Origin of the sequence: Paracoccus actinidiae (genome assembly GCF_030863885.1) — a bacterium.
Classification (GTDB): Bacteria; Pseudomonadota; Alphaproteobacteria; order Rhodobacterales; family Rhodobacteraceae; genus Paracoccus; species Paracoccus everestensis.
In genome coordinates, this window is sequence record NZ_CP132956.1 from 2,204,928 (window position 1) to 2,218,030 (window position 13,103).

Sequence of the window (13,103 nt, forward strand, 5' to 3'; positions counted from 1 at the left end):
ATTTCCCTACACCACCTTGATCTTGCCCGTGACCGCCGCGTTGATCAGGCTGGTCTTGTATTCCTTGAGTGCAGCGATTTGGTCTTCCTTCAGCCGCACAGCGTCACGGATCTCCTCGGACAAGTTGTTGATGTGGATTACAATTTCCGTCTGTTCGGTGGTCGGCGGCAGAGCAACCGAGATCGCGCCAAAGTCGTCAGTATAGAGCCGCATGAAGCCCGAAGAACCTGTTCCAAGGCCGCGCGAGGCGTTTCTGAACTGCTGCCCCATCACCCCAGTCTTGAACAGCTGGAGAAAGAAAACCCCGTTTGCGCGCGCGGCGATGTCGAAGATGGCATAGTCCGGGCTTACGATCCCGGTGGACGTGACAATCCCAAAAATCCCGATGGACGCTCTCATGCGGTTCATCACCAGCTGACCTGGAAAGACCTGCTTGTAGTCCTTCAAGGCATCTGCGCCGATAGGCTTGTCAGAGACATCGTCATGGGGGACGAGCCCTTCATTCATCCTCAACGACAGAAGCGTCTCGCCACCGGTCGTTGAGCGATCATTTCGCTCTCTGAATAGACGCTTGAGCGGCACTATCTCCCAGTGGGCGGGGATTTGGCCGATCCAGTCGATGCCGCTGTCCTTCATAGGGGCGTCGGGGTTCAGGCCGCGGGTGACGGCCTGCTGGATCAGGATCTGCCGCCGCTCGCGCAGCAGCGCAATCTGCTCTTCCTTGATCCGCACCGCCTCCTCGATCTTGGCGCATTTTTCGTCAAGGAACGATGTGATCGCAAGTTGCTCCGCAAGGGAGGGAACGGCAAGTGCCAGATCAGCGAAATCGTTGTATCGAAAATCAGTTGATCGCTCCCGGATTCCTTTAGCGAGGGAAACTAGAAGCCCCGAGAGCGCGATATTTCGGATGTAGTAAGCGTAGAAGTGTGGATCAGCAGCGTCAGCGTTCCGAGGGACGCAAGCAGAATATACTGGCGTCGCCTTTCCGTCCGAGTCAGAGACGCCGATTGCTCCAGCAAAAGCATCCATTGCATGGATTACCAAGTCACCCTTCCTAATCCCTTGGTAACCGTGCTCCTTTAAAGCGTTAGTGAAACCATCGGTCCTCCGGTTTGAGCGCAGCGTAACTTCGCCATCCCGGAAGCAGGTGACAATATCGTCTTCCGCACGAACCGGGCGGTCCTTCTTGATGAAAAGCCACTTGCCACGCTCGACGGACCAGCTTGAAGGGACATCACCAATCCACTCAACACCGCTGTCCTTGTAGCTATCATATGCCGGAAACGCTGCGATGTTCATTCCGCCGGCTCCAGCTTCGTGGCGACCTTCACGCCGAGGATATCCGCGATCAGCCCATCGGCCCGTTCCTCCAGCGCCAGAATATCCTGCGTCACATCCTCAAGGCTGCGCAGCGGTTTGTGGCGGTAGAAGTACTTGTTGAAGCTGATCTCATAGCCGATCTTCACGCTGTCGAGGTTGATCCAAGCCTCATTGACATGCGGCTTCACCTCGGCCCGGAAATAGCGGTGGATGCTGTCCTTCAGCGGCACGGATTCACTGTCGCGCAGGTCGCTACTGGTTTCATAGGTCAGCCAGCTGCCATCGGGCTGAGCGTAAAGGCCGAAATCATCCAGATCCTCGACAGGGCAGCCAAGCCGCGCGGCCAGATCCTCGAGTTCGGTCGGCGTCAGGTTGAAGGACTTTTCGATCACCTTCTCTGCGTCCTCGGCGTACCAGCTGACCGCGTTCAGGATCGCGTTCTTCTCGGTCGCCGAAAGCTTGATCTTGCGCGCCTTCATGACCTTGGTCACGCGGTCGCGGAAGGCGTTGAAGTCGGCGGTTTCCTCGGTGCCGACGGCCTGCATCAACTCGTGCCCTGTCTCCAGCAGATCGCGCAGGCGCTTCCACATGCCGGTGTCAATCAGCTTGCTGCGCTGCTTAGCATTCAGCGCGATCTCCTGCCCCTCGCACCAGGACTGAATAGCCTTGGCGTGGGATTTTAGGAAGCCCGGCTCATACACCTGATCGCCATGCTCGGCCCACAAATGCTCCATCGGTTCGCGTAGGGCTTTGTCAAAGCGCAGCAGTTCCAGCCGTTCCGCGCTGAACTGCGCGCGGCGGCGGTCGGGACGTTCGATGGTGACCTTATAATAGCCGAAATCAGTGTTGTCGAAGATCTGCACTGCGATGCCGGTCGGATTGCTGTTCGCGTCCAGTTCCCGCTCAATCGGCTGGAAAGCCAGATATGCGGCGGTAATCTGTTCGATATGCTCGGGCGAGAATTCGCAGTTCTTGTCGCCAAGGTTCTTGCGCAGCTTACGGAACATCAGGTTCGCGTCGATCAGCTGCACTTTGCCGCGCCTCGCCTCTGACTTGGCGTTCGTGACTAGCCAGATGTAGGTCGTGATGCCGGTATTGTAGAAAAGGTTGTTTGGCAGCTGGATGATCGCGTCCAGCATGTCATTTTCAATGATATGGCGCCGAATGTTGGATTCGCCACTGCCCGCATCACCGGTAAATAGGCTGGACCCGTTATGGACGCTGGCGATGCGCGAGCCAATCACGCTATTTGCGATGGGCTTCATCTTGCCCACCATCTCCATCAGAAACAGTAGTTGCCCGTCGCTGGAACGCGGGGTGGCATCGACCGTTTCCACCTTGCCCCAGTAGTCGGTCAGTTCGACCTGAAAGCGTGGATCAATGACGTCATTGTCGACCCTGATGTGCTTGGCATCGCTTTTCCAGCTTTTGCCATAGGGCGGGTTCGACAGCATGAAATCAAAGCGTTGACCAGCAAACTCGTCCTTGGCGAGGGTCGACTCCGGCTTGATGTTCTCAGGGTTGTTGCCCTTGATCATCATGTCCGATTTGCAGATGGCATAGGTCTCGTCGTTGATTTCTCTGCCGTAGAGGTAGATGTCGCCGGCCGCGGCGATTGGCCCTTCCGGTTCCTTAATGTAATTCTGCGCCTCGGTCAGCATCCCGCCGCTGCCGCATGCGGGGTCATAGATCGTCATAACGGGCGGCAGCTGACCGCTGATCGGGTCGAAGATGAGGTGCGTCATCAGGTGGATCACCTCACGCGGAGTGAAGTGTTCGCCCGCCTCTTCGTTGTTTTCTTCGTTGAACTTGCGGATCAGCTCTTCGAAGACATAGCCCATGCCGAGATTCGACAGCCCGGGCATCATGTTCCCGTCCGGATCCTCAAGGTCATTCGGCGTCAGGTTGATGAACGGCGAGACGAACTTTTCGAGGACAACATGCAGAACGTCCTTGTTCGCCATGTGCTGTATCTGTTCAAACAGCTTGAAGCGGTTGATAATCTCTTTCACGTTGTCGCTGAAGCCGCGCAGGTATTCCTCAACGTTAGCCAGCAGGATCTTGTCGTTGTTCGTCGCGGTGGAATGGAGGCGCTTGAGCGTCCACTTGCTGGTGTTGTAGAACACATAGCCCGAGGCAGCCATCAGCGGCGCATCGTCAAGTTCGGTCGACTTCATGTCCTCGCGCTGAAACTTGACCTCGTCGAGGACGGCGTCTTTTGTCGGCTCCAGCAGCGTATCCAAGCGGCGAAGGACAACCATCGGTAGAATGACGTCACGATATTTGCCTCGGACATAAACGTCGCGCAGGCAGTCGTCGGCAATGGACCAGATGAAAGAGATGATTTTGTTATGAGCTGCCTGGTTCATTTCCGATGCACTGTCCTCAATATCGCCGGGCATGATCCAGCGCAGGAGTCCGGTCATGCAAAGGCACTTTTTTCCCGAGACAGTATTTCGGATTGATGACCTGGGCAACGGAGGATCGACCAACGGTGAGGGAAGTTATGATCTTCGTGTGGACCTGGTCGGTGGCCATCGGGCTTCTTGAGGGGGCCAGATTAATGGTTCGAGTTGCTGCGATTCCCACAGCCTCGGCAGTCAGCTTGTGGTCTGTAATCTGCACCAGTGCAGCAAAGGCTTCTCGAGCTCGCTTTTACAGAGCGGTATGCATTGGCAGAAAGTCACACCACCTCTAGGCCGCTGCTATTGCAGCGCCGCAATCCAGAACGCCCGCTGGGCAGACCAGTCCGCCGGGAACGGCTCCAGCAGCCGGGGAAGCGTCAGTTCGGGCGTCTGCTTGCCGTCGAGGATCTCCTCGATGATGTCTGGCGCGAGCAGAGTGAGGCGCAGCACCCGGGTCATGTAGGAATGGGCGATGGCTTCGTGCTCGGCCAGCTCACTGATGGTCGCGAACTCACCGCTCTCCAGCATGCGCTTCCAGCGGAAGGCGCGGCCCAGCGCCTTGACGAGGGTGCTGTCGCTCCGGCGAGTCTGCGGCGCGTTTTCCGGCAGCTGGATCTCCTTGCGCCCGCCGCGCTTCACCACGCGGAACGGGACGTGCAGGATCATGGTCTCAGGAACAGGGGATGCGTGGATCATGCTACACGCTCCACGCTTCCGGAAAGCATTTCGTGCGCCAGCCCGCCCAGCCCATCAATCCGCAGCCGGACATTCAGGCCCTCGGTCCCGACATCGACCCGCTCGATCAGCAGCGCCGCAATGCGCGCCTGCTCGGCCGGGAAGAGTTCGTCCCAGAGCGGATCGAGCTGGTGCAGCGCGTCGCGAACATCGGCATCGCTGATGCCGCTGCCGCTGCTGATGTTGCCCTCGCTCTCTTGCGCCTGCGCCGATTTCCACGTGCCGGCAATGATCTCCGGTTGCCGGAACACCGCGCGGAGCTGGTCGATGACGGCCGCTTCAATCTCGCCCGCAGAGACACGGCCGACGGGGCAGGCGCCTGCGCCATGCTTGAGCACCGCCTGGCTCACGTAGTAGCGGTAGAGCTTGCCGCCCTTGCGGGTGTGGCTGGGCGAGAAGGCAGCGCCATCGGGCCCATAGACCAGCCCCTTCAGCAGCGCCGGCGTCTGCGCCCGGGTGCGGGCAGCCCGGGTGCGCGGGCTGTCGGTCAGGATGGCATGGACCTTGTTCCAGGTGCTGCGGTCGATGATGGCCTCGTGTTCGCCCGGGTAGCTCTCACCCTTGTGCACCGCCTCGCCGATATAGACGCGGTTGTTCAGCATCCGGTAGAGCGCCTTCTTGTCGATCCGATTGCCCCGCTTGGTGCGAATGCCTTGGCTTGCCACCTCGCGGGCCAGTTCGGTGCAGGAGCCGAGTTCAAGGAAGCGCGCGAAGATCCAACGCAGGTGCCGGGCATCCTCCTCTTCGACAACCAGCTTGCGGTTCTTGAGCGCATAGCCAAAGGGTAGGGGTCCACCCATCCACATGCCCTTCATCCGGGAGGCGCGCACCTTGTCGCGGATGCGTTCGGCCGTGACCTCGCGCTCGAACTGAGCGAAGGAGAAGAGGATGTTCAGCGTCAGCCGGCCCATGGAGGAGGTGTTGTTGAAGGACTGGGTGACCGAGACGAAGGTGACATCGTGCTGATCAAAGACTTCTAGCAGCTTCCAGAAGTCGGGCAGCGAGCGCGAGAGGCGGTCGATCTTGTAGACCACCACGACATCGACCAGCCCGTCCTCGATGTCCGTCAGCAGCCGCTGCAGGGCAGGGCGCGCCAACGTGCCCCCGGAGATGCCGCCGTCATCATACTCATCGCGCACCAGCACCCAGCCCTCGGAGCGCTGGGAGGCGATATAGGCCTCGCAGGCCTCGCGCTGGGCGTGCAGCGAGTTGAACTCCTGCTCCAGCCCTTCCTCGGAGGACTTGCGGGTGTAGACCGCACAACGCAGCTTGCGGACGATCGGCTTCGTGTTCGTTTTCTCGAGCGCGCGCGTCATGCCCGGCTCCTGTGGTTCTTGAGGCCGAAGAATACCCAGCCGTTCCAGCGGGTGCCGGTGATGGCGCGGGCAATGGCCGAGAGCGACTTGTAGGGACGGCCCTGCCACTCGAAGCCGTCGGCCGTGACGGTCACCACGTGCTCAACCCCTTGGTACTCGCGGATGAGGCGCGTCCCAGTGATCGGCATCAGATCGGCACGGATGCGGCTCTTCGTGCGGTCACCGCCGTCCAGCTCCTCGCCCAGCCGCTCCAGACGGCGGATGGTCTCTGGCTTCAGGCCACCATAGGCCAGCTCCTGGATGCGGTAGGCGAGGCGGCTTTCGAGGTAACGGCGGTTGAAAGGCGCCGGGGCAGTGTTGAACAGCTCTCGCCACTGCTTCTTAAGATCTACGGCCGAGGCGGTCTTCAGGGCCGCCAGCCGCGCGGGAATGGGATCAACATGGGTCATGGACATCTTCTCTGCTTCCATCGTCCAGCACTACCGCTCTGTCTGGACCGGATGTGTAGCCATGCGATCTCCACGGAAGCGAACTGTCTCCGTAAAGTCGCTGTTGCGCACCCTGAGCCTGACCAGGCCCAGCCCGAGGAGAGCGCAGAGCTCCTGGCGGCGTTCGGTTGCGGTCATTCGGCCAGCGGGCAGGGGATTGGAGCCGCGGGTCATCTTACGAGGCTCCATTCATGCTGACGCGCACCGGCTGCTGGTAATGGGGGACAGGGTGATGGCGCAGAGGGTGGGGCCGGAAACCGGCCTGGAAAGCGCTATCCCGGGTGGAAACCTGCGGAGTGGAAACCGAGGTTTCCAAGTGGAAACCCCAATCTTTTACCTGCAGCTGGCGAATGTGCGGGACAACGCCCACCGCATACTGAGGTGGGCGGAAAGGACCCAAGAGGGCCCCTGAGAAGTCGAAGCCGACGTGGGCATTCAGGAAAGAAGTGCCGCCTCACCTTGCGCCGCCGCCCTCGCAAGTCGGGTCCTGAGGCAAGTGTTTCAAGCCGTCTTGGAACAGCGTATTCAAACTGGTGCCGCCTTTCGGCTTTTGATCTTGGACGCAATTTGTGTTACCTTTACAATCGTAGACCTTGCATGGAACTTTTCCTATGGGCAAGAATACTGACGACTCTCGCTCGAGGGTAGTACGCGAGCTCCAGGCGGCCGCAACGCTTCCGGACCTCAACAACGAGCCCGGGCCCGAAGACCCCGACATTTTTCGACCGAGGCTGCCGCCGATAGCTTCGATAATATCAAGTAGCCCGCAGACGATAGAAAATCACCAGACTACAGCTATGTCGCCGACGAGCGGAATGTGGCCCGCTTCACCCTTGCTGGGGGTTCAGTGGAGCGATCGACAACCGGTATTGTTTCGCCCAATCCTCGAACGACAAGGTCGATAATATTGGAGTCGGTGTCAGGATGTGGTCCACGGCCTTTAGCGGTGCGGTAAGGGCGGGCGTGGGCACCATTATGGCGGGGCCGCAAGTGGTCGGGGGGTAGCGAACTCTGGACGGAGATACTGGCAGCATCGGGGTTCCGTCTGCTCCGTGCAGATGCCGGAACGAATGAAGTCTGTCGGCGGGCCGATCCTTGGGCTGGGCGTGCGCGAAGTGGGCACTGTTCTGGCCTAGGCGTCTCAAGTCGCGTCAGATGGAAGGCACTCAGAGGGAGAAAGCATGCCTGACCTGTATCTGGACGAAGGCTTTCTGGAAGCGCCATTCGGCGAAGCGCTGCGCGGCTTACCGATCAGCGAGATCGAGGCCGACAGCGAACCCCTGCCAAGCAAGCCAATGGACGTGGCTGCGGGGGCTGAAGCCGCGGATGGTCCGGTGCGTTTCCGGGTGGCCCCCAGCGGAGAGCCGCAGGCGGGGGGAACCGAATACTTGGTCTTTGACGAGGACACAGGCGAGACGTTGTTCGCGGGCAAAGTGTTGAAGTTCGGCTTCAGTCGCGGGCTGTCTCGGTCAGGCACGCTGCTCGAATACGATCGTAACGAGAGCGAGGCGGAAATGAGGCTATGGGCGCATTTTATCTGGCCCATGGTCATGGCAGGGAGCAACGGGCGCTACATCTCGATCAATGCCTGGGACTGTGCGCATTTTGCCGGGGGCTTCCACCAGCTGGGAGACAACCTGATCCTGCTGATGCGCGAACTGGTGCAACTACCCTCTGTGCACCGTCACTTTCCCGACCTGACGCTCGTGGACGGAAAGGTCGCCCGCAAGACAAGTTCAGGGACGGTCCCGTTTGAACGTGAAGAACTCGTTCAAGTCAGCAACGGCCGTACCGAAATGCAGCTGCCGGACTTCATGGCGCACCTGAACCCGACATCAGTTCGGGTCGAGGAACGAGAGGTGCTGACTGCGGCGAAGTTCGCGGGCTGGGCGCTTGACGACGAAGCCATGCGAGATGCGACGGTGCGCGTTTCCGTCAGTATCACGAAACGAAAGATCAAGGCGAGTGCGCAGATGTTCGGCTTCATCGGCAAGCGGCCAGAGCTGGCGATCTGGGTTTCCGACATCTTCCACCATGGCCGGGGGAAGGCGAGCCTGGTTCTGGCCGCCCTTGCGAAGCCGACCTTTTCCGAACAGCTCGACGCACAGTCGGGGCGACACGACAGGCCATTACGCGCCCCGGTTAGACAGCCTCAAGCACCGCGTGGGGATCTTGATGGAAGAGAATTGCTTCGCCGGTATCAACTTCGGCGAAGGCGGATTAGCGCTCGATTAGGCTAGCTCAGTCGCGATCTGCAGGGCGGCAGCCGTATGAAGGGGAATTTATAATGCATTCAACACGACTCTTAGCAATTGCGTTATGCACGGTCATCTTCGCCCACCCTGGGCAATCGGCCGGGACGGTCATCTACACCGGCATCTGTGAACCTTCAGGGGCCGTAGCTCTACCCGGATCGGTCCTCGCAGACTCATTCTTGGTAGCGGACGACGAAGACAACATACTGCGCATCTATCGCACCCTTGAGGGTGGGGCCCCGGTCGCCACATTCGACCTAGACGCCTCGATCCAGCCTACGCCCCAGCGCGAAGCTGACTTTGAAGGCGCGACATGGCTCGATGGCAAGATTTACTTGATCGGCTCACACAGTCGCAACGGAGATGGCGAGCGCCGCAAGGATCGCCGGCAGTTCTTTTCGATTGGCATCGCTGCGGGGACAGTGCCGACTATCACTCTTGATCCGCCGGTTTCCTTGCACAGTCTAGCAGAGAGCCTGTCCGAGTTGGACACAACTCTGAGTGACACAATCCGCCTCGACGTCGAAGAGGACGTGAGTCTTGCGCCGGACAATGGAGGCTTTAACATCGAAGGCCTCAGCGCGACGATTGACGGCGACAGTATTTTTATCGGCCTGCGTTCCCCGCAGACCCCTGCCGGTGAGGCCATCGTCATCTCTTTCGCCAATCCGACGGAGGCGTTAGCCGGCGGAGCACCCCAATTTGAGCTTTTCGCAAAGTTGGACCTCGACGGACGCGGAATTCGAAGCATGGAAGTCGTCCCTGCGCTCGGGACCTATATCATTGTAGCCGGCCCAGGCGGCGGTGCCGCGCCTTTCGCGCTTTACCGCTGGAGCGGAGTCGCCAACGCCGATCCAGTTGAGATTCCCGGCTTTTCTATTGCTATTGCCGGCCTTAGCGACTTCACGCCCGAGGCGATGATCCCGTCACAAGACGGAACACAGATGCTGGTCCTTAGCGACGATGGCGACGTGTGCCCATCCCCACCAAGCTTCCGCGGGATCCAGGTCGAAATCGATTGATTGGAGTGGATCATGCAGTGTCACCGTTCAAGTGGATTGTGTCCGGGTTCGGACTACCTAACTGGCCCGGCCTCATCGAGAAAATGAAACGGGAGGTTCCCATGTCGAACAAGCAACACTCTGTCTGGTTTCTCGTGGCGCTCGCGGTCGGGCCTGCATGCGCCGAAACTCCGGAATTCAATTCGAGACCCGCGCTTCCTTTCCCCGACGGTCTCTCCCTGGAGTCTCAGTGCGGTCTGGTTGACGATCTGCAGCATGTCGAATTCTACGACGGCTCGCTTGGTATAGCCGAGAACTATGTGGCGCAGCACGAGAAGACGACTGTCCAGCTTCAGTGGCTAACCGAGCCAGAGATCGCGGCCAAGTTGCCGGATCACGCACCGGGAAACGTCGCAGGGGAGCGTTGGTGCACAGCGACGTTGGTTAATCCAACGACCCTACTGACCGCTGGACACTGCTTCGACATCGGCCAAGGCGAAGTTGGTTGGGTAACACCGTTTCGGTTCAGCTCCAACGGCCTACCGGAGTTTGCTGAGCCTGAGGTGCTCGCGATGCTGTTTGTCGCAAACTTCGGTTATCAGCTTTCAGTCCAAGACGGCGCTATGCGCGATCCAGACGTCTTTCCCGTGGTTGCGCTGAAAGAGTATCGACTCGGGGGTCTCGACTACGCAATTGTCGAGATCGGCGAAGACAACGAGGGCCGTCTTCCGTCAGAGTTGAACCACCCGGTGGGAAAGACCGACGTCCGTGACGTGTCCGCTACCGAATTGCTCGCCTTAATCCAGCATCCACAAGGGGACCCAAAGAAGATTGAGGCTGGCTCAGCGCGAGAGACAGTCGGCAGCAGCATCTTCTATGACAACATAGACACACATGGAGGATCTTCTGGGTCAGGTGTTCGGGACGCCGATGGCGATGTCGTCGCCGTGCATACGAACGGAGGCTGTTCACCGTCAGGTGGCGGGGCCAATCGAGGCGTCCTGATGAAGTCGATCGCCAGCGTGTCGTCACATTTCTGACTGAACACATGCTAAAGACAGCAAGAGATCGAGTTACTCTAAATCTCGCATCGCTCCTCGTGGCGATCCTTCTACCCATGACGGCGTCGCCTCAGGTTGTATTCGAGAGCGGGGAGATCGCGGAGGGCTTCACCTTGCGCGGTGTCGCCGAACTGCCAGAACCGGCGCGCATTGACTTCGCCCGGTTGGGTGAGCCGATCTGGAAGATCGTCGACGAACGGGGAGAGACTCTCGAGTCGATTGTGATCGATGTTTGCGGATCGCAACCGCCGACGACCAACGACTATTTAATCAGCCGCGCAATGAATTATAACGCTGTCCAAGATGCAGGCTACACATTCTTGCCCGGTCAAGCAGTCGCCGTTCCATTCTGCCTGAAGGTAGATGAGCAAGTATCAGTTACCGTTCTAGCTGGTGATACGCCAAGCGGCATTCTCAAGCGCGAGTACGGAGTTTTCGGCAAACGCACGACCGAAAGCTTCTACGAGCTTAACCGCAGCGACGACTACCCAACGTTTGATTCTTTCGCCGAGTCCTTGCAGGTGGGCGACCAGCTCCTCATACCTTTTGGGTCAGAAGAGCGCGTGTTCGTACCGATAGCTCCTGGCGGAACCGGCCTCTCCCAGGTTCTGGCCTCAGTGTCAGACACTTCAGTTCGCGAGCAGATCTCAATGTCGATTGCTCCAGTCGAGCGCGATCAGCAGCGGGAGAGTTTCAGACTGCGCTACGTCGATCCCGTGGTGTTCGCGGACGTCGACACCTCGGTCGCGTGCAACGGCGATCCCGGTCAGGTCGCTCGGATTGCGGACGAGGCCGCGTTGCGTAACCGCTTCGAAGCGGAACGGCAAGCGCGCGCGGCATTCTTCGCGGCGAGTGCAGGTCAGGATCTCGTGCCATCCACCGTGGGCCTGATCGACAGCGGACTGGCAGTTATTGGCGACGACTTCTTCGACCCGAAGTTCTTTTTGCCAAACCTTGACGAGTTGCATGGCACAACTGGCGAGGATGACGACAACGACAGGGATAACTTGGTCGACGATGTCTATGGCCGAAACTACTACAGCCCGACGGAGCACGGCCGGGTCGAGCCGTTCCTGCCCAATGCACCGGGCGCGGCACACGGAACGAAAATGGGGGCCTTGGCGCTCGGTGGAATGGACCTCGCCCCGACTTGGACGGGTACATTCGATCCGCCGCTCGTCCGCCTCAAGGTCGTGAGCTTCGCCGACGGCGCCCCTTTCAACCCCGAGGGGACAGCCGATTCCGCGCTGCTGCCCAATGCCATCACGTACCTGGAAGGGTTGGACACAAAGATCGTCAACCTGAGCCTCTCCACCAAACGGCGCATTGCCGGCCTGGAGCTTCAGGTGCGGTCGTCTAAGGACATGCTTTTCGTCGTGGCCGCAGGGAACGAAAGGACGGGCGAGGGCAATGACCTGCGTTCATTCGAGCTGTACCCCGCGCGTCTGGGCGGGAACCGCGGCGAGGAGAATCTACTCACCGTCGCAGCACACGACTTGTCGGGTGCTCGCGCAAGTTTCTCAAATTTCTCGAGCACGCATGTGGACCTTCTCGCCCCGGGTTGTGCCGTCAAGACAAGGACCCACCTTGGAGAGAGCGTCCTCGAAAACGGAACGTCGCCGGCCACGGCGATCGTCTCGTTCGCCGCCGGCCTTGTCCATGCGCTCGGGGTGAACCAGCCCAGCGACATTAAGCTACGGCTGCTGGCAGGGACAGATTTTGATGCTGCGCTCAAAGACGATGCCTATTCGTCGGGGCGGTTGAACATCGTCAAGGCGATCAGCGTGTTCCATGATGTGGTGGAACTCACCGGCGGCAGTTCGCTTCTTCCATTGACGGGCAACCCGTTGCTGTTCGGCACCGTCAACGATCCTAATGAGCTACTCGGCGCCTGCGTTCAGCAGGCAAGCCCCGAGAGTCGGATCCTCAAAATCATCCCAAACGTCGGTCTAGCGCCCGCGCAAAAGCTCGAGTACTGGACTGAGATCGCAGAAGAGTTGATCCGACACACCTGTCAGCAATCTACGGATGCGTTCGACCTAATTGTCGAAATCGACGGTCAGGAACGAAGGGTGCCAATTGCGGACATTAAGGAGGTGATCTTCGGAACACATATTTCGCGTCGATGATCGGCCAGTCAGCGTTGGTTGATGAACTGTCCGCCCGGTTATTCAGCAAAGGAGGTAGCGTCAGAGCAAGTATCCATTTGTTGGCGTCCTGTAGCGCGTCAACCACCTTGTCCTTCGTATCACCGCATGAGGATATATTCCCGAAGCGGTTGTTGTCGCCTCACCTGGAATATTGGCGAGCACCTACTGTCAAGCACCATAGAAACCGCGTTGGCCTTAGGCGCGTTGGTGGGCGCGGGGGAGTTTCCGACGAGGAGCGGAGCCCTCAACCAGCGTAGCGCCTCGTCGGATGCTACCTCGCTGGTGCTGGCTGTGTCCATCGTGCCCATCAACAGCGTTGACCTGCCCCCGAATGCGTATTCCACGGCATGCGACCGCGCTTATTCTAGAGCG

General features: G+C 59.4%; 9 protein-coding genes. 4 read left to right on the plus strand and 5 right to left on the minus strand.

The features are described from left to right. Window positions 1-6 precede the first annotated feature (6 nt). From Q5701_RS11000 to Q5701_RS11020, 5 genes are all read right to left on the minus strand, one after another. Window positions 7-1,299, minus strand: a complete 1,293-nt coding sequence (locus tag Q5701_RS11000; RefSeq protein WP_306755262.1) for a restriction endonuclease subunit S — start codon at window positions 1,297-1,299, stop codon at window positions 7-9. After that, the gene (locus Q5701_RS11005) at window positions 1,296-3,746 is read right to left on the minus strand and encodes a type I restriction-modification system subunit M (protein ID WP_306755263.1); all 2,451 of its coding nucleotides are present in this window, start codon (window positions 3,744-3,746) and stop codon (window positions 1,296-1,298) included. Before Q5701_RS11005 ends, Q5701_RS11000 begins: the two co-directional genes overlap by 4 nt. A gap of 279 nt (window positions 3,747-4,025) precedes the next feature. Beyond that, complete coding sequence (locus Q5701_RS11010) at window positions 4,026-4,421, minus strand: hypothetical protein (protein WP_306755264.1); 396 nt, start codon at window positions 4,419-4,421, stop codon at window positions 4,026-4,028. Next, a complete protein-coding gene (locus Q5701_RS11015; protein ID WP_306755265.1) occupies window positions 4,418-5,776 on the minus strand; it encodes a recombinase family protein in 1,359 nt (452 codons plus the stop codon). Before Q5701_RS11015 ends, Q5701_RS11010 begins: the two co-directional genes overlap by 4 nt. Next, window positions 5,773-6,225: a DUF2924 domain-containing protein gene (locus Q5701_RS11020; protein WP_306755266.1), complete on the minus strand. Its 453-nt coding sequence runs from the start codon at window positions 6,223-6,225 to the stop codon at window positions 5,773-5,775. The genes Q5701_RS11015 and Q5701_RS11020 overlap by 4 nt, the downstream gene beginning before the upstream one ends. 1,220 nt (window positions 6,226-7,445) lie before the next feature. Between Q5701_RS11020 and Q5701_RS11025 the strand changes: the two genes are divergently transcribed. From Q5701_RS11025 to Q5701_RS11040, 4 genes are all read left to right on the plus strand, one after another. Further along, entirely contained in the window at window positions 7,446-8,504 is a 1,059-nt protein-coding gene (locus Q5701_RS11025) for a hypothetical protein (RefSeq protein WP_306755267.1), read from the plus strand. A gap of 194 nt (window positions 8,505-8,698) precedes the next feature. After that, entirely contained in the window at window positions 8,699-9,541 is an 843-nt protein-coding gene (locus Q5701_RS11030; RefSeq protein ID WP_306755268.1) for a DUF3616 domain-containing protein, read from the plus strand. Window positions 9,542-9,642: 101 nt separating this feature from the next. Then, complete coding sequence (locus Q5701_RS11035) at window positions 9,643-10,560, plus strand: trypsin-like serine peptidase (protein ID WP_306755269.1); 918 nt, start codon at window positions 9,643-9,645, stop codon at window positions 10,558-10,560. 77 nt (window positions 10,561-10,637) lie between these two features. Next, a complete protein-coding gene (locus Q5701_RS11040; RefSeq protein WP_306755270.1) occupies window positions 10,638-12,710 on the plus strand; it encodes a S8 family serine peptidase in 2,073 nt (690 codons plus the stop codon). Window positions 12,711-13,103 lie beyond the last annotated feature (393 nt).

Coding starts and splice junctions, on each gene's coding strand:
- Q5701_RS11000 (WP_306755262.1), bottom strand. CDS start 1,299: ATGAACATCGCAGCGTTTCCGGCATATGATAGCTACAAGGACAGCGGT.
- Q5701_RS11005 (WP_306755263.1), bottom strand. CDS start 3,746: ATGACCGGACTCCTGCGCTGGATCATGCCCGGCGATATTGAGGACAGT.
- Q5701_RS11010 (WP_306755264.1), bottom strand. CDS start 4,421: ATGATCCACGCATCCCCTGTTCCTGAGACCATGATCCTGCACGTCCCG.
- Q5701_RS11015 (WP_306755265.1), bottom strand. CDS start 5,776: ATGACGCGCGCGCTCGAGAAAACGAACACGAAGCCGATCGTCCGCAAG.
- Q5701_RS11020 (WP_306755266.1), bottom strand. CDS start 6,225: ATGACCCATGTTGATCCCATTCCCGCGCGGCTGGCGGCCCTGAAGACC.
- Q5701_RS11025 (WP_306755267.1), top strand. CDS start 7,446: ATGCCTGACCTGTATCTGGACGAAGGCTTTCTGGAAGCGCCATTCGGC.
- Q5701_RS11035 (WP_306755269.1), top strand. CDS start 9,643: ATGTCGAACAAGCAACACTCTGTCTGGTTTCTCGTGGCGCTCGCGGTC.
- Q5701_RS11040 (WP_306755270.1), top strand. CDS start 10,638: ATGACGGCGTCGCCTCAGGTTGTATTCGAGAGCGGGGAGATCGCGGAG.